The organism is Fictibacillus enclensis (assembly GCF_001457035.1).
Lineage (GTDB): Bacteria > Bacillota > Bacilli > Bacillales > Fictibacillaceae > Fictibacillus_C > Fictibacillus_C enclensis.
Genome location: NZ_KQ758617.1, coordinates 1,061,882 through 1,081,764 on the forward strand (window position 1 = coordinate 1,061,882; position 19,883 = coordinate 1,081,764).

Genomic DNA, 19,883 nt, shown 5'->3' on the forward strand with positions numbered 1-19,883 from the left:
GAATCCGGTTTGGAAGAGGCAATGTAAGCTTCTTTCTGTCCGGCTGCACCCTGACAACTCAAGTCAGGGTGTTTTTTTATAAAAAAATGAAGATTGGAGCTGATCTCATGAAACATTTGCTTACAATAAATGACCTTTCTTTAATGGAAATTGAACAAATATTGCATGATGCCCAAGGTTTTTCCAAGGGCGAAAAATGGAACCCTGCTGAAAAAACCTTTGCCGCTAACTTGTTTTTTGAACCGAGCACAAGAACGCGAATGAGCTTTGAAGTGGCACAAAAGAAATTGGGATTTGAGGTATTAAACCTCGACTGCGGCTTTTCCAGCACTCAAAAAGGTGAAACCTTGTATGACACGGTGAGGACAATGGAGGAAATAGGAGCAAAGGCTGCCGTGATCCGCCACAGCAAAGACCGGTATTTTGAGGAACTGGCTGGAAAAGTAAACATTCCGATCATTAATGCAGGAGACGGATGTGGGAACCATCCGACACAGTCGTTACTTGATTTGCTAACCATCCAACAGGAATTTATCGTTCTTCAGGGATTGAAAGTAGTCATCGTTGGCGACATCCGGCACAGCCGGGTGGCAAGGTCCAACGCAGAAATCCTGCATAGGCTTGGCGCAAAGGTCTATTTTTCAGGGCCAAGAGAGTGGTACGATACATCGCTTGCAGAAGACCAGTACCTCTCAATGGATGAAGCTTGCGAGATGGCAGATGTGCTGATGATGCTCCGCATTCAGCATGAAAGACACGAATGTAAAAGCGGAATGACATCCGGGCAGTATCATGAGGCCTATGGTTTAACTCCAGCTCGTGAAAAAAGAATGAAGGATCAGGCAATCATCATGCATCCAGCCCCTGTGAACCGGGGCGTAGAGATTGCAGACGAACTGGTGGAATGCGAGAGATCAAGAATCTTCAAACAGATGAACAATGGTGTAAACGTAAGAATGGCCGTTTTGAAATGGGCGCTTGAAGCAAATTTAAAGGAGGAAACAGCAAATGGGTATCTTGTTAAAGGGTGGTAAGGTTTTAACCGGTGCAAATGAACAGAAGCACCTTGATATTTTGATAGAAGGCACAAACATTGCAGAGTTGGGGAACGGCCTGCGGGAAGAAGGCCATACCGTCATCGATGTGGCTGGCAAACTCATTACTCCTGGACTTGTTGATCTACATATTCATTTGCGGGAGCCTGGTGGTGAACAAAAGGAAACGATTGAAACAGGAACCAAAGCAGCCGCAAGAGGCGGGTTTACAACAGTCGCAGCAATGCCCAATACGAAGCCGGTGCCGGATAACGTTGAACAGCTTCAATGGGTCAACGAGCGGATCAAGGAAACTGGAGATGTCCGGGTGCTTCCGTATGCTTCGATTACTGTAAGACAGGCTGGAAAAGAACTGACAGACTTTGAAGGATTAAAAAATGCAGGAGCTTTTGCGTTTACTGATGATGGAGTGGGCGTACAGTCAGCAGATATGATGCTGCAGGCCATGCATCTGGCAAAGCAGAATGATGCGGTCATTGTGGCTCACTGTGAGGAAAATACACTCATCCATAAAGGCGCTGTGCATGAAGGTGTCTTTTCAGAAAAGCACGGTTTAAATGGCATCCCGTCGATATGTGAGGCGGTCCAGATTGCGCGTGATGTGCTTCTGGCAGAAGCGGCAGGCGCACGATATCATGTCTGCCATGTCAGCACCAAGGAATCGGTACGTGTGATAAAAGATGCAAAAGCGGCGGGTATCAAAGTGACAGCAGAAGTTACGCCCCATCATCTGTTGCTTTGTGATGAAGACATTCCCGGGCTCGATACCAATTACAAAATGAATCCTCCGCTCAGAAGCAAAGAGGACCGGCAGGCATTGATTGAGGCCTACCGAACCGGTGTCATAGATTTCCTGGCAACGGATCATGCGCCACACACAAAGGAGGATAAAGACCAGGGGATGGAATTTGCGCCGTTTGGCATCGTGGGACTTGAAACAGCATTCCCGCTTCTGTACACCCACCTTGTTCAAAAAGGAATTTTAACCCTGCAGGAATTGGTAGACGGATTTACAAGCAAACCGTCTGAAGCCTTTGAACTTTCCTTTGGAAAAATTGAAATTGGCGGAATTGCCGATCTGACCGTCATTGATCTAGAGCATGAAGAAAAAATCAATCCTGATAACTTCCTTTCAAAAGGAAAAAATACCCCGTTTGGCGGTTGGAACTGCAAAGGCTGGCCGGTTCTTACAATAGTGGAAGGCAGCATCAAGTATGAGAAGGAGAGTGTTCACGCATGAAAAGGAATCTTGTTTTAGAAGACGGTACTGTATTTGCCGGGACAGGCTTTGGCAGTCAAGAAGAAAGAGATGGCGAGGTTGTATTCAATACCGGAATGACAGGCTATCAGGAAATTTTATCCGACCCGTCTTACTGCGGCCAAATCGTAAGTCTGACCTATCCCCTCATCGGTAACTATGGCGTAAACCGCCAGGATTTTGAATCGATTTCTCCCGCTGTCCACGGATTGATTGTGCATGAGGCGTGCTCAATGCCAAGCCACTATCAGTCGCTCGGAACGCTGGATGAACTGCTGAAAGCAAAGAACATTCCCGGACTCAAAGGGATTGATACAAGAAAACTGACACGTCTCATCCGTAAGCATGGAACACTGAAGGGCAAGCTGGTCGCAGGAGATGCTGACATTACAGCTGTAGTAGAAGAACTAAAGTCTTCACCGCTACGAACGGACCAGGTGAAAACAGTATCCACTCAAACGCCATATCATTTGCCGAATACAGGAAAACGAGTGGTGGTTGTAGATTATGGCGCAAAAAGCGGCATTTTGCGGGAATTGTCCCGCCGGAACTGCGATGTCATTGTGGTACCCCACAATACCACAGCTTCGGAAATTCTGCTTTTAAATCCGGATGGCATCTTGTTAAGCAATGGACCCGGGGACCCAAAGGATGTTCCCGAAGCACTTCCAATGATCAAAACTATTCTGGAGGAAAATATTCCGCTGTTTGGAATCTGCCTGGGGCACCAGCTGTTTGCACTGGCACACGGTGCGAATACGGAAAAACTCAAGTTCGGACACAGGGGGTCCAACCACCCGGTAAAGGATCTTGCAACCGGAAAAATAACAATGACGGCACAGAACCATGGGTATACCGTGCGGACGGAATCTCTTGCGCATACAGAGCTTGAACTGACACATGTTGCTGTAAATGACGGAACGGCTGAAGGGCTCGGGCATAAAACAAAGCCCGCGTTCTCTGTCCAATACCATCCGGAAGCATCACCTGGGCCAATGGATGCAAATCCGCTGTTTGAAAAGTTCATGAATATGATGGAAACTGCCAAGGAAAAGGGGAATCAACTATGCCTAAACGCTTAGATATTAAAAAAATACTAGTTATCGGATCCGGTCCTATCGTGATCGGACAAGCAGCAGAATTTGATTATGCCGGTACTCAGGCATGCCAGGCACTGAAGGAAGAAGGCTATGAGGTGATTCTGGTCAACTCCAACCCCGCTACTATCATGACGGATACTACGATGGCTGATAAAGTGTTTATCGAACCGCTTACTGTACCATTTGTCAGCCGAATCATCCGCCAGGAGCGCCCGGACGGTGTTCTTGCCACGCTTGGCGGGCAGACAGGACTTAACCTTGCCGTGGAACTATCCGAAAGCGGCATTCTTGAAGAATGCGGCGTGGAATTGCTGGGAACCACACTTGCCAGCATACAGCAGGCAGAGGATCGTGAACTTTTCAGAGGGCTGATGAATGAATTGAATGAGCCGGTTCCTGAAAGTGAAATCATTCGTAACCTGGATGAAGCAAAAGCCTTTACCGCAGAAATCGGATATCCAGTCATCATTCGCCCGGCGTTCACTCTTGGTGGAACGGGCGGAGGAATTGCCAGCAATGAAGAAGAGCTGAACGAAATCGTTACAAGCGGTTTGCATGCAAGCCCGGTGCACCAAGTGCTGCTGGAAAAGAGCATTGCCGGTTTTAAAGAAATTGAATATGAAGTGATGCGTGACAGCAATGACACTTCCATCGTGGTTTGTAACATGGAAAACATCGATCCAGTTGGCATCCATACCGGTGATTCGATTGTCGTGGCACCAAGCCAGACACTGAGCGACAGAGATTATCAGCTTCTGAGAAACGCTTCCCTTAAAATTATCCGCGCCCTGAAGATTGAAGGTGGCTGTAACGTTCAATTGGCGCTAGATCCGGACAGCAGCAATTATTACATCATTGAAGTAAATCCAAGGGTGAGCCGGTCATCTGCGCTTGCTTCCAAAGCAACCGGGTATCCAATCGCCAAGATTGCCGCAAAAATTGCGGTGGGCTATACCCTGGATGAAATTAAAAATCCGGTAACAGGTTCCACTTATGCTAGCTTTGAACCGGCGCTTGATTATATCGTAACCAAAATTCCGCGCTGGCCATTTGACAAATTCGAAGGAGCCAACCGCAAACTTGGCACGCAAATGAAAGCCACAGGCGAAGTAATGGCGATTGGACGAAATCTGGAAGAATCCCTTTTAAAGGCGGTCCGGTCACTTGAAACCAAATGCTATCATCTTGAACTTGACCGGCCAAAGCAATCACGAGAAGAGCTGATTCCAGCTCTCACGGATGCCGATGATGAAAGAATCTTTCATGTGGCACAGGCGTTCAGAATTGGAATGACCGTACAGGAAATCTGGGAACTAACCAAAATTGATGTATTCTTCCTTGAAAAGATCAAGGGCATCATCGATCTCGAACAAAATCTGCGCAACAATGTAGGAGACATGAAGCTTCTCAAAACTGCAAAAGAAAAAGGGTTCAGCGATATTTGGCTTGCCAAGGCGTGGAACATGTCCGAGAAAGAAATGTATACCCTTCGTACAAATGAAGGAATCCGGCCGGTTTATAAAATGGTGGACACGTGCGCTGCCGAGTTTGAATCGGAAACACCATACTACTACGGCACCTATGCCGAGGAAAATGAATCCCTTCAGACGGAAAGAGAAAGTGTGCTGGTACTCGGTTCCGGCCCGATCCGCATCGGACAGGGAATTGAGTTTGACTATGCAACGGTGCATACGGTATGGGCGATTAAAGAAGCAGGCTATGAAGCGATTATTATCAACAATAACCCGGAAACCGTTTCTACGGATTTTAGCACATCAGACAAACTGTATTTTGAACCGCTGACGGTTGAAGATGTCATGCATGTGATTGACCAGGAAAAACCTAAAGGGGTCATCGTGCAATTTGGCGGGCAAACGGCGATTAACCTGGCAGAAGCTCTTCATGACCGCGGAGTGGCCATTTTAGGAACATCCCTCGACAGCATGGACCGTGCAGAAGACCGTGACCGGTTTGAACAGGCGATGCAGTCGCTGAATATTCCTCAGCCAGACGGAGCTACGGCCTTCTCGGTGAAAGAGGCCAAGCTGATTGCAGAAAGGATCGGCTATCCGGTTCTGGTGCGTCCTTCGTATGTACTGGGTGGAAGAGCCATGGAAATCGTTTATAAAGAAAAGGAACTTCTTCAGTACATGGAAAATGCGGTCAGGGTGAATCCGGAGCATCCGGTACTGATCGACCGGTATCTAGAAGGAAAAGAAGTGGAAGTTGACGCGATTTCTGATGGTAAAGATGTGTTTATTCCTGGCATCATGGAGCACATTGAGCGAGCTGGCGTCCACTCCGGCGACTCGATTGCCGTCTATCCGCCACAGCGTCTTACACCCGGGCAAAAAGAAAAGATCATTGACCGTACCATTTCAATGGCACGCGGACTGGGCATTGTCGGATTGTTGAACATTCAGTTTGTTCTGCACAAAGATGAAGTGTACGTATTAGAAGTAAACCCGCGTTCGAGCCGAACTGTGCCATTCTTAAGCAAAATCACAGGAATTCCGATGGCTAATCTTGCGACTAAAGTGATCCTGGGAACTCCACTGAGTGAAATGGGCTATTCTACTGGATATGCACCAGAACAAGAGGAAGTATTCGTTAAGGTGCCGGTTTTCTCCTTTGCGAAGCTGCGCAGAGTGGATACCTACCTGAGCCCGGAAATGAAATCAACCGGAGAGGTAATGGGAAGAGATACAACGCTGCAAAAAGCGCTTTACAAGGGCCTTGTAGCTTCGGGAATGAAAATACCAACCTATGGAACGGTGTTGTTCACAGTTGCTGACAAGGACAAGCCGGAGGCGCTGCGTCTCATGAAGCGTTTCTATGAGATTGGCTATACGATTATGGCCACAGAAGGTACTGCCAACTACCTGAAAGAACAACAGATCCCGGTCACAGTCGTTCATAAGATTGGCAGCAAGGAACGAAACCTCCTGGATGTCATCCGCCAGGGAGAAGCACAATTTGTGGTAAACACATTAACAAAAGGAAAAGTACCGGCGCGCGACGGTTTCCGCATCCGAAGGGAATCCTCTGAAAACGGAGTTGTTTGCCTGACAAGTCTTGACACAGCTGAAGCACTGCTTGGGGTGCTGGAGTCTCTTACCTTTACAGCGAGACAAATGCCGGCTTTTGAAAAGGATCGTGTTCTTGTATGAAAAAAGAATTCGTACAGGTGATTTCTCAAAAGGAAATCGCACATCAAATTTTTGAACTGAAAGTGCAGGGGGAAGTCATTGCCGAAATGACCTCTCCCGGTCAGTTTGTCCACCTACGGGTCAGTGACAGTTTTCAGCCGCTCCTGCGAAGGCCGATTTCCATCTGTGACGTTGATGTGGAAAGCAAGACATTAACGATGCTGTATCGCAAAGAAGGGGCTGGTACAGCGCTGCTCAGCCAAAAAAGAGAGGGAGAAACGGTCGATCTTCTCGGACCGCTTGGAAACGGTTTTCCTCTGGATACATTGTCTTCTGGACAAACGGCACTGCTTGTTGGCGGAGGAATCGGCGTTCCTCCGTTGTACTATCTGGCAAAACAGCTTAAGAGACGCGGTATGAATATTGTATCGGTATTAGGATTTCAGTCGGAGCAAGACGCGTTCTACAATGAAAAGTTCGCTGAGCAGGGGGAAGTTTTTATTTCCACAGTCGATGGATCGCTTGGAACCAAAGGGTTTGTCACTGATGTACTGAAAAATGAGGATATAAATTATGACCTGCTGTACTCGTGTGGGCCGACGGTTATGCTGAAAGCCCTGGAAGCGCAGATTCCGGATGCGAACGGATTCTTTTCTCTAGAAGAACGAATGGGCTGTGGCATTGGGGCATGTTTTGCCTGCGTCTGCCATGTAAATGGCGGAGCACCTTCGGACTATGTGAAAATCTGCAGCAATGGACCGGTATTTCCGATCGGGAGGGTGGCACTATGAAAAAACTGTCTGTAAGCTTGCCGGGATTAGAGATGAAAAATCCAATCATGCCCGCATCCGGCTGTTTCGGTTTTGGAAAAGAATATGCGGAGTTTTATGATCTGTCAGTGCTCGGGGCAGCGGCTATCAAAGCGGCAACACGGGAACCCAGGTTTGGCAATCCCACACCAAGGGTGGCAGAAACACACAGCGGAATGCTCAACGCCATCGGTCTGCAAAATCCTGGTGTGGACCAGATCATGGAAAACGAACTTCCGCATCTTCAATCGTATGACCTGCCCATTGTCGCCAATATCGCAGGATCAACCGAAGAAGATTATTGTGAAGTCGCCCGCAAGATTTCTCTGCATCCCCAGGTTTCAGTTCTGGAGCTGAACATCTCTTGTCCGAACGTAAAAGAAGGCGGAATTCAGTTTGGAACAGACGCGGCGACGGCAGCTGCGCTTACAAAGAAAGTAAAAGCTGTTTCAGCCAAGCCGGTTTATGTAAAGCTGTCACCAAACGTTTCAAATATTACGGAGATGGCGCTTGCCGTAGAAGAGGCTGGTGCAGATGGCCTTTCCATGATTAATACATTGCTCGGCATGCGAATTGACTTAAAAACACGCAAACCGGTGATTGCCAATAAAACCGGCGGCCTGTCCGGCCCTGCCATCAAACCGGTAGCCATCCGCATGATCCATGAAGTCAGCCAGGCGGTGTCCATTCCCATCATTGGCATGGGGGGAGTAAGCTCGGCTGAAGATGTGATTGAATTTATGCTTGCCGGCGCTTCTGCAGTGGCCATCGGTACTGCAAACTTTGTTGACCCTTATATTTGTCCGGAAATCATTTCCCAGTTGCCTGAGCTATTGGAAAAAATGAACGTTAACCATATCACTGAACTTATTGGAGGGAGCTGGAAGGAATGCGGAACCCCGTCATTATCGCGCTAGATTTTCCCGGAAAAAAGGAAGTCGAAGCATTTATTGATCCTTTTGTAAAACAAAAGGTTGATCCTTTTGTAAAACAAAAGGTCGATCCGGAAGAACAACAACAAATATGGGTTAAAGTTGGAATGGAATTGTACTACCAGGAAGGCCCCCAGCTCATCTCCTTTTTAAAAGAAAAAGGTTTCCGTATTTTCCTTGATCTAAAGCTTCATGACATCCCGACGACTGTTCAAAAAGCGATGAACCGCATTGCAGTGCTTGGTGTGGATATGGTCAATGTGCATGCGGCAGGAGGCACCGAAATGATGAAACGGGCCATTGAGGGGCTTAATTCGGGAAGCCCTGGGGCTAGGCGGCCATTGTGCATCGCGGTCACTCAGTTGACCAGCACCTCACAGGAAATGCTGCAAAGTGAGCTTTTGATCAAGGAATCGATGGAATCCACGGTAAGCCATTATGCTAATCTGGCTAAAGAAAGCGGGCTTGACGGAGTCGTTTGTTCGCCGCTGGAAGTGCCTCACATGAAGGCTGTCTGTGGTGAAGACTTTTTAGCGGTAACACCGGGAATCCGTCTCTCAGGCGACAATAAGAATGATCAGATCAGAACAGCTGATCCTGCTGGAGCAAAAAAGCTGGGATCAGATTTTATTGTGGTCGGCAGAAGCATTACCGGATCAGTCGATCCATTAGAAACTTACATGACGATACAAAAAGAATGGGGGATTTTTCATGAAACAACAAATTGCTAAAGACTTGCTTTCCATCAAAGCGGTCACACTTTCTGTCGAAGAGCCGTATACCTGGTCGTCAGGACTTCGGTCTCCCATTTATTGCGATAACCGTTTAACCTTGTCTCACCCGGAAGTCCGCAATCATATTGCAGAAGGACTGGAAAACCTCGTACTTGAACACTTTCCACAGGCGGAAATGATTTCTGGAACGGCAACCGCTGGCATTCCGCATGCGGCATTGCTTGCAGACAGGCTGAATCTTCCGATGAGCTATGTAAGAAGCAGTGCAAAATCCCATGGTAAAGGCAAACAAATTGAAGGAAAAGCGGAGCCGGGAATGAATGTGGTAGTTGTGGAAGATTTGATTTCAACGGGTGGAAGCGTCATTACGGCGGTAAACGCGTTAAGAGAAGCAGGCTGCAACGTCCTCGGAGTGGTCGCCGTGTTCTCCTATGAACTTTCAAAAGGCGCCGCCAATCTGAAAGAGCATGAAATAAGGGTGCAAACTCTAACCGATTTTAGTACATTAATAGAAACGGCCTCACAAGAAGGCTATATTACAAAGGATAACCTATCGCACTTGCTGCAGTGGAAAGAAGATCCGGAAAACTGGCTGCAGAAGGCGTAACGGTAAAATGGAAGGAGCGCTTCTGATTGAGAAAAATGAATGGGGAAGAATTTGATGAACTGGTCTCTTTTTTTGACAGTATGGCCAGAACGGAGTGGCTTTCAGGGGTTCACGATACACTTAAAGAAAAAACAGGTTCCTGGGAGAGCAAAAACGTGCTAGATGTGGGCTGCGGGACGGGAAGACTGCTGCTCCGGGGAGCAGATGAAGCCGCAAAGCTGACGGGAATCGACCTTTCCTCCGAAATGGTAAAAGCCAGTATTCAGAATTTCTTTTTTCACAATCGAAGCGAAAAGAGCGAATTTGTGGTGGGGGATGCCTGTGATCTGCCCTTTGATGATGCATCCTTCGATTTAACGCTATCGACGTGTGTCATGTTTTTGCTTCCTGAACCTGAACTGGGAATCAAAGAAATGATTCGTGTTCTGAAGTCCGGTGGGACGATCGGGATGCTGAATCCGTCAGAAAAGATGAACCAAAAAGAAGCGTTCCAGTATTGCAAAGACCACCAGATCTGCGGGTTTGAACAAACGGCCATGCTGAAATGGGCCAATGTATCAACAAGAAGGCACCGTTACTCCTCCCGTGAGCTCACTGCTCTCCTGGAGAAGAATGGCCTTTCTGATGTGGAGCATCATGAAGTGCTGGCCGGTCTGGCTATCGTCACCATCGCAAAAAAATAGCCGGGAGCTTATGCTCCCGGCTATTTTTTTAATTTCATGAGTTGATCCTGATCCGGTGTCACATATAACGTTTGCTGCTGATCATAAATGACAAAGCCCGGCTTGGCACCTGACGGCTTTTTCACATGCCGTATGAGCGTGTAATCAACTGGGACAGAACCGGAATGTTTGGCTTTGCTGAAATAAGCAGCGAGTCCGGCAGCTTCAAGAAGAGTCGTCTCACTTACATCCTCAGCCTTTATGACCACATGGGATCCTGGAATATCCTTCGTGTGGAGCCATGTTTCATTCTGGCGGGAGGCTTTAAATGTCAAATAATCATTTTGCTTATTATTCTTGCCAACAAGAATGGTTGTTCCATCCGAGGATTGATAAGTTTCAAGGACTGGCTTGTCGTTTTTTTTGGATTTTTGAACTTTTCTTCTTCTAACATATCCCTGTTCCTCAAGTTCCTCACGAATGCCGGCCACGTCCCTTACGGAGGCTGATTCCATTTGCTGGATCAGACTTTCAAAATAGGCCAGCTCATCATACGTCTTCTCCAACTGCTCCTCAATATAAGCTACAGAGCTTTTGAGTTTGTTATATTTTTTAAAATACTGTTGAGCATTTTCCGACGGGCCTTTTTGCGGATCCAGCGGAATGGTAATCATCGGCTGATCTTCTTCGTAATAGTTTGCGACTTCAATCTCCTTTTGGCCTTTTTTTACCATATAAAGATGGGCGGTCAACAGTTCACCCAGAACCTTGAACCTGTCCGCTTTCTCGGTATCCGCAAGCGATGCGTTGAGCTTCTTCACCTTTTTGCCGAGCTTGTTATATTCGTTGTGCAGAAGCTTTTCAAGATCGGCAGCCTGTTGTTTCACTCTGTCCCGCTCTGCTTTGCCATAATAAAAACGGTCGAGCAGCTCTCCTGTGGATGAAAACTCCTTTTTCTCGCCATCCAGATGGGTAAGGGCCACCACGGAAAAATACTCTTTTCCCAGTGATACAACCATTTGCGGGTAGTAGTTGTGGTGATTCACTTCCTCCATCATCTTGATAAAGGCATCGGAAAGAGCTTCTTTTGTTGATAATCCCGCACGGTGAATGATTTCCTTGCCAAGAAGGGGGGACAGTCCGCTGTACAGCTGGACGATCTGCCGGTCAATTTTGCCTTCGTTCCACTGGATTTTCCGGGTGAAACCCTCGGATGTTTCCGTGAGAGGAGAATGTTTTTCCTGTGGGGGCGGGGCAATATATTTCTGCCCGGGCAGCAGAGTGCGGTACCGGTTCAGAGAAGGCGGTATATGCTTGATGCAGTCCGAAATCGATCCTGTTTTGTCATCTACAAGAATGATGTTGCTGTGCCTGCCCATGATTTCGATAATGAGCGTTTTATAGGCGATATCACCAATTTCGTCCCTGTTTTTTACTTTAATATGAATAATCCGTTCCAGATCCACCTGTTCGATCGATTCGATTACTGATCCTTCCATATGCTTTCTAAGCAGCATGCAGAACATAGGAGGGATGGCGGGATTGTCATAGGATTGTTCCGTCAATTGAACCCTGCTGAAGGAGGGATTGGCGGAGACCAGCAGCTTATGATTTCTTCCGCCGGCTCTTACGGTAAACAGCAAATCGGTTTTATCAGGCTGATAGATTTTTGTGATTTTACCGGATTGAAGTTTATTCTTGATTTCGTGGGAAACTGCGCGTGTTGCAATTCCGTCAAAACTCATAATCTCACCTCTGTTTCTCTCCATAATAGTATAGCATTATTGCGGACATGCCTGCATATAAATGGCTATATACGTTACAAGGCAGAGGTGGAGAAATGAATTGGTATGAACTTTCGAAGGAAGAGGTTGAACGGTTGACCGGGAGCAATCTGGAAACCGGGCTGAGCGAAAAGGATAGTCAGAGGAAGCTCAAGACGGCAGGCTATAACCAGTTGCAGGAAGGGAAAAAGCCGTCCGCACTTCTCGTTTTCTTTGCTCAGTTTAAAGATTTTATGGTTCTTGTGCTGCTGGCAGCCACGCTCCTTTCAGGATTGCTTGGGGAGTATTTGGATGCCATCGCGATTATCCTCATTGTTATCATGAACGGGATTTTGGGATTCATTCAGGAACGGAAGGCGGAAAAGTCGCTCAGTGCTCTTCGGGAATTATCGGCACCTTCCGCCATGGTTATGAGGAACGGCAGTTGGAGCCCAATTTCGGCGAAAGAACTGGTGCCTGGAGATCTCGTGAGATTGTCAGCGGGAGACAGGGTGGGTGCGGACATCCGGATGATTTCAGCCAAAGGATTATATATTGAGGAATCGGCGCTGACAGGTGAGTCTATTCCAGTTCAAAAAAAACCGGAAGCCATCCAGGGCACCGGTCTCGCGCTTGGCGACCAAAGCAATATGGCTTTTATGGGCACCATGGCTACACGCGGCAGCGGGACAGGCATTGTGATTGCAACAGGCATGAACACGGAAATGGGGAAAATTGCCCATTTGATTCAAAATGCAGATGCGCTTGCCACCCCTTTGCAATTGAAGCTCGAGCAGCTTGGAAAAGTTTTGATCGGACTTGCCCTGCTTCTGACAGTTCTGGTTGTCTTGACCGGTGTTTACAGAGGACATGATTTATACAGCATGGTGCTTGCAGGAGTATCACTGGCCGTTGCCGCTATTCCCGAAGGCTTGCCAGCCATCGTCACGATTGCGCTTGCCCTTGGCGTACAGAAAATGATCAAGCGGAGAGCCATTGTCCGCAAGCTTCCATCCGTGGAAACATTGGGCTGCGCAACGGTAATCTGCTCGGATAAGACCGGTACACTTACACAAAACAAGATGACAGTTACTCATTTGTGGAGTGAGGGTATAACATGGAACGTAACAGGAAGCGGCTATGATACAGAAGGAGATTTTTTAAGAAACGGACAAAAAACAAAAGTGGATCAGCATGATGGGCTGCTTCAGCTGCTTTCATACGGGGTCATCTGCAACAACGCGGAGCTACAGGACAGCGGGAGAATCATGGGTGACCCAACAGAAGCTGCTTTACTGATCAGTGCGGCCAAGGCCGGATTGGCCAAAGAAACGATGCTCGATGCACTTGAAATAATAGACGAAGTTCCCTTTGATTCCACAAGAAAAATGATGAGTGTAATTGTGAGGAATACTAACGGGGAAACGTTTTTAATCGCTAAAGGAGCACCTGATGTATTGCTCGAGAAAAGTGACTATGTGCTTTGGGATGGCCGGCGCCAGCTACTGAAACAAAATCATACCGAACAGGTTAAAGAAGCGATCATGGGCCTTGGCAGCCAGGCGCTCCGGACCATCGCGGTTGCTTATAAACCGATCCTGGGCAAGGACGGCCCCGTGTCCGGTTCATCCTATGAAAATCATCTGACATTTGTCGGGCTGCAAGGAATGATTGACCCGCCGAGAGAGGAAGTGAAAGAGAGCATTGAACGGTGCCATGAGGCGGGTATCAAGACGGTCATGATTACAGGAGATCACGCGGTGACGGCGAGTGCCATTGCAAGACAGCTTAACATTCTTCCCTCCGGAGGAAAAGTCGTTGACGGTGCGGCACTGTCGCTCATGACTGAGGATGATCTCGTCCGGGAAGCAGAAAACATTTATGTTTACGCCCGCGTTTCTCCGGAACACAAGCTCAAAATCGTGAAAGCACTCCAAAAAAGAGGGCACATTGTGGCAATGACCGGCGATGGAGTCAATGATGCACCTGCGATTAAATCTGCCAATATCGGCATCGCGATGGGAATCACCGGAACGGACGTCGCCAAAGAAGCATCCTCTCTTGTATTGAGCGATGACAATTTTGCAACGATCCGTGCAGCGATCGAAGAAGGCAGAAACATCTATGAAAATATCAGGAAGTTCATCCGCTACCTCCTGGCTTCCAATGTCGGAGAAATTCTTGTGATGCTGTTTGCCATGATACTTTCCATGCCAATGCCGCTCGTTCCCATTCAGATTCTTTGGGTCAATCTCGTGACAGACGGCTTGCCTGCGATGGCACTCGGCATTGATCCGGCGGAGGATAATGTCATGAAGCGGGCGCCAAGAAAACCAAACGAAGGGGTTTTTTCAAGGGGCTTGGGCTGGAAGATTATTTCCCGTGGGTTCATGATTGGCGCAGTCACCATACTGGCATTTTGGACGGCGTTGAACGAGCATCCGGATCAGCTTATGAAAGCCCAGACCGTGGCTTTTTGTACGCTCGTTATGGCCCAGCTCATTCATGTGTTTGACTGCCGAAGCGAGCGGTCGGTGCTTCACCGGAATCCGTTTGGCAACATGGCCCTTGTGCTGGCTGTGCTGTCCTCTGTCGCCCTTCTTCTTGTCGTCATGTATATCGGGCCGCTGCAGGGGATTTTTCACACGGTACCATTGTCGTTCCGTGATTGGCTTCTTGTCATGGGAATGGCGGCCATACCCACTTTTGCCCTTACAGGGTTTCAAGCTTTCAAAAAACTGTAGGCAAAGAGCTGAAAGTGATAAGAACAGTAAACCTGTTTTTATCACTTTTTTTGGTTCTGGCTTGTGTACAAAGCTAAAATTGTTTAGAATAACGAAGGAATATGCTAAAATGATATAAATGTGCTGGGTACGGACATATCCATACATGTAATTAATTTGTACATAAATGATTATGATCTTGCTCGTTCTGGCTAGAATAGAACTACCAACGTTAGGAGCGGTTATATACATGAAGTTAATAAATATTGGTTATGGAAACATTGTTGCAGCACACCGAATCATATCCGTTGTCAGTCCGGAATCAGCACCGATCAAGCGCCTTATTACGATGGCGAGGGACGGAAACATGCTTATTGACGCCACTTACGGCAGGCGGACGAGAGCAGTTATCATTACCGACAGTGATCACGTTGTCCTTTCTGCTGTCCAGCCTGAAACAGTGGCACAGCGGCTGCTCTCAATTGAAGAGGGAACGGAAGAAAATTAGGTGGAGGTAAGTATGGATACAGAACGGGGCATTTTGTTTGTGCTCTCAGGACCTTCCGGTGTCGGCAAGGGAACTGTTTGCAAAGCATTGCGTGCGCAAAAACTGGATATCCAATATTCGGTTTCAGCGACTACCCGCACTCCGCGCGCCGGAGAAGTTCACGGGGTAGATTATTTTTTCAAAACTAAAGAAGAATTTCAACACATGATTGAAAATAATGAGCTTCTTGAGTGGGCAGAATATGTTGGCAATTTTTACGGTACACCAATCGAGTATGTGAATCAGACACTTGATGAGGGCCGGGATGTTATTTTGGAAATTGAAGTCCAGGGGGCACTGCAGGTGAGAAAGACGTTCCCTGAGGGTGTATTTATCTTCCTGACACCGCCAAGCCTTGAAGAATTGCGAAGCCGCATTGTGGGCAGGGGCACAGAAACCGAGGACCTAATTAACAACCGGATGACCGTTGCAAGGGAAGAAATCGAAATGATGCAGCACTACGATTATTCGGTAGTCAATGATGAAATCAGCAGTGCCTGCAGCAGGATCCGGTCCATCATTACGTCAGAACACTGTAAAGTGGACCGGGTCACGAACCGCTATAAAAAATTACTGGGAGATGAATAACTATGCTTTATCCTTCAATTGATGCCCTCATGGACAAAATCGATTCAAAATACTCACTGGTCACTCTTTCTTCGAAACGGGCAAGAGAGATCCAAAGAAGCAATAACGGAATTGTTGAAAAGCCGGTTTCCCATAAATATGTTGGAAAAGCGCTTGAAGAAATTTACGCTGGTTATCTAACGTCCAAAAAGACTGACTCGGAATGAGAACAATAACAACCTATGAGAATAGGTTGTTATTTTTTTCAGTTTTTGCAGAATAACAAATAGATTGATTATAAATATATTATGTAAACAAAGACGGGAGGAACAAACCTTGACTCCATCTCAAAAAAATGTACTCCTTTGTGTGACAGGCGGAATTGCGGCTTATAAGGCAGCGACAATTGCGAGCCAACTGTTTCAAAAAGGGTTTCATGTCAAAGTGGTTATGTCAGATTCCGCTCAAAAATTTATTACCCCGCTGACCCTGCAGACCTTGTCCAGAAATGTAGTATACACCGACACGTTTGAAGAACGCGATCCACATGTAGTTGCCCATATTGACCTTGCTGACTGGGCAGATCTTGTTGTGGTGGCACCTGCAACGGCCAACTTCATTGGCAAGCTGGCCAATGGCATTGCGGATGATATGATCACAACGACATTATTGGCTGCACAGGCACCCATAATGATTGCCCCGGCCATGAATGTGCATATGTATCAGCATCCGGCTGTATTGCAAAACATGCAAAAGCTTGCAGACTTTGGCTATCGATTTGTGGAGCCGGGGGAGGGCTTGCTTGCCTGCGGGTATGTCGGGAAAGGAAGGCTTGCCGAACCCGAAGAAATCATCGCCTGTATAGAGGAACATTTTTCGGGGGCGGAACCCGTTGCAGATTTGCCTCTTCAGGGGAGAAATGTGCTGGTAACCGCAGGCCCGACAAGGGAACAGGTCGACCCTGTGCGTTATTTTACCAATTATTCTTCGGGAAAGATGGGGTATGCCATTGCAGAAGCGGCAGCCAGAATGGGTGCGTCCGTAACGCTGGTCAGCGGTCCGACAGCTCTGGAAAAACCGGCAGGTGTACATGTTATCGAAGTCATATCCACCGAGGATATGTATCAGGCGGTTATGAAGGAATATCCTGAGCAGGATCTTGTCATTAAGTCGGCAGCAGTCGCCGACTATACCCCGCGTATTAAATATGATGAAAAAATGAAGAAAAACAAGGAAAACTGGTCGGTGGAAATGGAAAAAACAACAGATATTCTTTCCGTGCTCGGCCAGAAAAAGGAGCGGCAAATTCTTGTAGGGTTCGCTGCGGAAACCGGCAATTTGGAGAAGTACGCACTTGATAAGCTGAAGCGTAAAAATCTCGATATGATTGTCGCCAATAACGTGGCACAGGAAGACGCAGGGTTTAGTGTGGACACCAACCGAGTCATTATTTATAAGAAGGATGGGTCATCGATTGAATATCCGCTGCAGTCGAAAGAAAAAGTTGCCGAGGAAGTGCTTCTTCAGGCGATGGAATTGATGGCTTTATGATAGCCAAAGTGATCGTGGATGTGCCGGCCAGCAATGTGAACCGCACCTTCGATTACCTTGTTCCCCAAGAGCTGGAGGATACGGTAAAACCGGGAATGAGGGTTTCTGTTCCGTTTGGCCCCCGTAAGCTTCAGGGGTTTGTCATGGGACTGGCTGACGAGCCATCCGTAAAAAAGCTGAAAAAAATCAATGAACTGCTTGATCCTGTACCCGTATTAACAGAGGAGCTTTTACAGCTCGGCCAGTGGGTTTCCCAAAAGACGTTGTGCTTTTTGATTACCGCCTATCAGGCGATGATCCCTGCTGCGTTGAAAGCGACCTATAATAAAGAATTCAAAATGGTGGATGGCATTTCTTTGGAAGATTTGCCAGTCGAGGCAGCGGAATGGTTCAGGCATCGTGACCGCATACCCATGGAGGATTTATTGAAGGTCACACCCACACCGCTCGGCTTGTTTCAGCGGTTGGTTCAAAAAAATCATCTGGAAGTCATCTATCAGATGGCAGATAAGGTTACCAAGAAAAAAATCAAGCTTGTGCATGCCTCAGGAACGAAAGAAGAGATCCTGGAACACATGGCGTCCCTTTCCAAACAGGCGGTAAAACAACGCGAAATCCTTTCGTTTTTACTGGAGTCCGGGGAACCGGTTGTGCAAAAGGATCTGCTTGAGATCCTGGAGACCACACGTTCGGCGATACAGTCGCTGGAACAAAAAGGGTATGTACAAACAATCGAAAAAGAAATTTACCGTGATCCATATGCCAACCGGGATATCAAGCCAACAGAGCCACTGCCGCTTACCATGCAGCAGGAGCAATGTATCCGGCCGGTATTGTCAGCGCTTGAGGAACAACGGCATGAAACAATTTTGATTCACGGTGTAACAGGAAGCGGCAAAACAGAAATTTATCTTCAATCCATCGACAAGGTGATAAAAAAAGGACAGGAGGCGATTGTCCTTGTTCCTGAAATATCGTTGACACCTCAGATGGTTAACCGGTTTAAAGCACGATTTGGCTCGCGCGTTGCTGTGCTGCATAGCGCCTTGTCCGCGGGAGAAAAATATGATGAATGGCGGAAAATTCAACGGAAAGAGGTATCTGTAGTTGTCGGAGCCCGTTCCGCAGTGTTTGCCCCTTTTGAAAACCTCGGTTTGATCATAATAGACGAGGAGCATGAATCCAGTTATAAGCAGGAGGAAAATCCCCGCTATCACGCCAGAGAGGTAGCCGTTCATCGGGGAGAATACCACCGGTGTCCTGTCATACTGGGAAGTGCAACTCCTTCGCTTGAATCGTATGCCAGAGCACAAAAAGGGGTTTACACCCTTTGTGAATTGAGCGACAGGGTCAATCAGCGCGAACTCCCATCCGTGTCGGTTGTTGATATGAGAGAGGAGCTGCGTGCCGGTAACCGCTCCATGTTTTCACGGGATTTGTTCACCAAGCTCAAGGAAGTGCTCAGCCGGAAGGAGCAGGCGGTACTCTTTTTAAACCGCAGAGGCTATTCATCATTTATTCTGTGCCGTGACTGCGGCTATGTTGGTGAGTGTCCGCATTGCGATATCTCGCTAACGTACCATAAGCGGCAGCATTTGCTGAAATGCCATTATTGCGGGCATCAGGAGCCGATGCCTTCGCGCTGTCCGATGTGCGAGAGCCCATACATCCGCTTTTTCGGTACCGGTACACAAAAGGTGGAGGAAGAGCTTGCCAGACTTCTCCCGGAGGCCAGGGTGATCCGGATGGATGTTGACACAACAGGTAGGAAAGGAAGCCATGAGAGGTTGCTGAATGAATTCGGACAGGGAAAGGCAGATATCTTGCTGGGCACACAAATGATCGCCAAGGGATTGGATTTTCCAAAAGTTACGCTTGTCGGTGTTCTTGCCGCGGATACGATGCTTCATCTTCCGGATTTCAGAGCGTCCGAAAAAACCTTTCAGCTTCTGACCCAGGTGAGCGGAAGAGCCGGCAGGCATGAGTTAACCGGAGAAGTGGTGGTCCAGAGCTATACGATCGGTCATTACAGCATCGATCTTGCCTCTCAGCACGATTATCATGCATTTTATGACGATGAGATGAAAATCAGAAGGGACCATAAATATCCCCCTTATTATTATTTGACGCTGCTGTCCTTCTCGCATCCGGAATTGATGAAGGTGGTGGATGCAAGTGAGAAATCAGCATCGTACCTTTCACAGAGGGTTTCACGGGGAACTATCATTCTTGGGCCGGTCGTATCGCCGATCGCCCGCATCAAAGATAGATATCGCTACCAGGTCATGATAAAATACAAAAATGAACCTGGATTGAGCGAAATGATCTCTGAATTACTTCAGCATTTTCAGCCTGAAATGGACGCCAACGGCCTTCAGATCTCGGTGGATATGAATGCTCAAAATATAATGTAAGTTGTACAGAAG

At 47.5% G+C, this 19,883-nt stretch carries 16 protein-coding genes; 15 read left to right on the forward strand and 1 reads right to left on the reverse strand.

What is annotated here, in order from left to right; genetic code table 11:
* Window positions 1–107: 107 nt before the first annotated feature.
* Genes AS030_RS05635 through AS030_RS05675 form a run of 9 tightly spaced genes read left to right on the forward strand, consistent with a single transcriptional unit; the run spans window position 108 to window position 10,327 of the window.
* The gene (locus AS030_RS05635) at window positions 108–1,034 is read left to right on the forward strand and encodes an aspartate carbamoyltransferase catalytic subunit (protein WP_061969302.1); all 927 of its coding nucleotides are present in this window, start codon (window positions 108–110) and stop codon (window positions 1,032–1,034) included.
* Window positions 1,009–2,295, forward strand: coding sequence for a dihydroorotase (locus AS030_RS05640; protein WP_061969304.1), 1,287 nt, complete (start codon window positions 1,009–1,011; stop codon window positions 2,293–2,295). The genes AS030_RS05635 and AS030_RS05640 overlap by 26 nt, the downstream gene beginning before the upstream one ends.
* The gene (locus tag AS030_RS05645; RefSeq protein ID WP_061969306.1) at window positions 2,292–3,395 is read left to right on the forward strand and encodes a carbamoyl phosphate synthase small subunit; all 1,104 of its coding nucleotides are present in this window, start codon (window positions 2,292–2,294) and stop codon (window positions 3,393–3,395) included. The genes AS030_RS05640 and AS030_RS05645 overlap by 4 nt, the downstream gene beginning before the upstream one ends.
* Window positions 3,380–6,583 (forward strand): carbamoyl-phosphate synthase large subunit, encoded by a 3,204-nt coding sequence (gene carB, locus AS030_RS05650; RefSeq protein ID WP_061969308.1) that lies wholly within the window; start codon window positions 3,380–3,382, stop codon window positions 6,581–6,583. Before AS030_RS05645 ends, carB begins: the two co-directional genes overlap by 16 nt.
* Complete coding sequence (locus AS030_RS05655; protein ID WP_061969310.1) at window positions 6,580–7,353, forward strand: dihydroorotate dehydrogenase electron transfer subunit; 774 nt, start codon at window positions 6,580–6,582, stop codon at window positions 7,351–7,353. Before carB ends, AS030_RS05655 begins: the two co-directional genes overlap by 4 nt.
* On the forward strand, window positions 7,350–8,288 hold the full coding sequence (locus AS030_RS05660) for a dihydroorotate dehydrogenase (protein ID WP_061969312.1): 939 nt from the start codon (window positions 7,350–7,352) through the stop codon (window positions 8,286–8,288). The genes AS030_RS05655 and AS030_RS05660 overlap by 4 nt, the downstream gene beginning before the upstream one ends.
* Window positions 8,261–9,034 (forward strand): orotidine-5'-phosphate decarboxylase, encoded by a 774-nt coding sequence (gene pyrF / locus AS030_RS05665; protein ID WP_061969314.1) that lies wholly within the window; start codon window positions 8,261–8,263, stop codon window positions 9,032–9,034. The genes AS030_RS05660 and pyrF overlap by 28 nt, the downstream gene beginning before the upstream one ends.
* Window positions 9,015–9,644, forward strand: coding sequence for an orotate phosphoribosyltransferase (gene pyrE, locus AS030_RS05670; RefSeq protein ID WP_061969316.1), 630 nt, complete (start codon window positions 9,015–9,017; stop codon window positions 9,642–9,644). Before pyrF ends, pyrE begins: the two co-directional genes overlap by 20 nt.
* A 35-nt stretch (window positions 9,645–9,679) precedes the next feature.
* Window positions 9,680–10,327 carry a class I SAM-dependent methyltransferase gene (locus AS030_RS05675; protein ID WP_240482283.1) on the forward strand — a complete coding sequence of 216 codons (648 nt, stop codon included), beginning with the start codon at window positions 9,680–9,682 and terminating at the stop codon, window positions 10,325–10,327.
* A gap of 20 nt (window positions 10,328–10,347) precedes the next feature.
* Here AS030_RS05675 and AS030_RS05680 read toward each other — a convergent pair whose 3' ends face one another.
* Complete coding sequence (locus AS030_RS05680; RefSeq protein WP_061969320.1) at window positions 10,348–12,051, reverse strand: Rqc2 family fibronectin-binding protein; 1,704 nt, start codon at window positions 12,049–12,051, stop codon at window positions 10,348–10,350.
* A 95-nt stretch (window positions 12,052–12,146) separates the two neighbouring features.
* On the opposite strand from AS030_RS05680, the gene AS030_RS05685 reads away from it, so the two are divergent.
* The 6 genes from AS030_RS05685 to priA all read left to right on the forward strand — a co-directional run bounded on the left by AS030_RS05685 (window position 12,147) and on the right by priA (window position 19,871).
* Complete coding sequence (locus AS030_RS05685) at window positions 12,147–14,813, forward strand: calcium-translocating P-type ATPase, SERCA-type (protein WP_061969322.1); 2,667 nt, start codon at window positions 12,147–12,149, stop codon at window positions 14,811–14,813.
* Window positions 14,814–15,036: 223 nt separating this feature from the next.
* Window positions 15,037–15,300, forward strand: coding sequence for an extracellular matrix/biofilm regulator RemA (remA, locus tag AS030_RS05690; RefSeq protein WP_061971570.1), 264 nt, complete (start codon window positions 15,037–15,039; stop codon window positions 15,298–15,300).
* Between the two features lie 12 nt (window positions 15,301–15,312).
* Complete coding sequence (gmk, locus tag AS030_RS05695; RefSeq protein ID WP_061969324.1) at window positions 15,313–15,927, forward strand: guanylate kinase; 615 nt, start codon at window positions 15,313–15,315, stop codon at window positions 15,925–15,927.
* Between the two features lie 2 nt (window positions 15,928–15,929).
* On the forward strand, window positions 15,930–16,133 hold the full coding sequence (gene rpoZ, locus AS030_RS05700) for a DNA-directed RNA polymerase subunit omega (protein WP_061969326.1): 204 nt from the start codon (window positions 15,930–15,932) through the stop codon (window positions 16,131–16,133).
* Between the two features lie 109 nt (window positions 16,134–16,242).
* Window positions 16,243–17,457, forward strand: coding sequence for a bifunctional phosphopantothenoylcysteine decarboxylase/phosphopantothenate--cysteine ligase CoaBC (gene coaBC / locus AS030_RS05705; protein ID WP_061969328.1), 1,215 nt, complete (start codon window positions 16,243–16,245; stop codon window positions 17,455–17,457).
* Window positions 17,454–19,871, forward strand: a complete 2,418-nt coding sequence (gene priA, locus AS030_RS05710) for a primosomal protein N' (RefSeq protein ID WP_061969330.1) — start codon at window positions 17,454–17,456, stop codon at window positions 19,869–19,871. Before coaBC ends, priA begins: the two co-directional genes overlap by 4 nt.
* Window positions 19,872–19,883 lie beyond the last annotated feature (12 nt).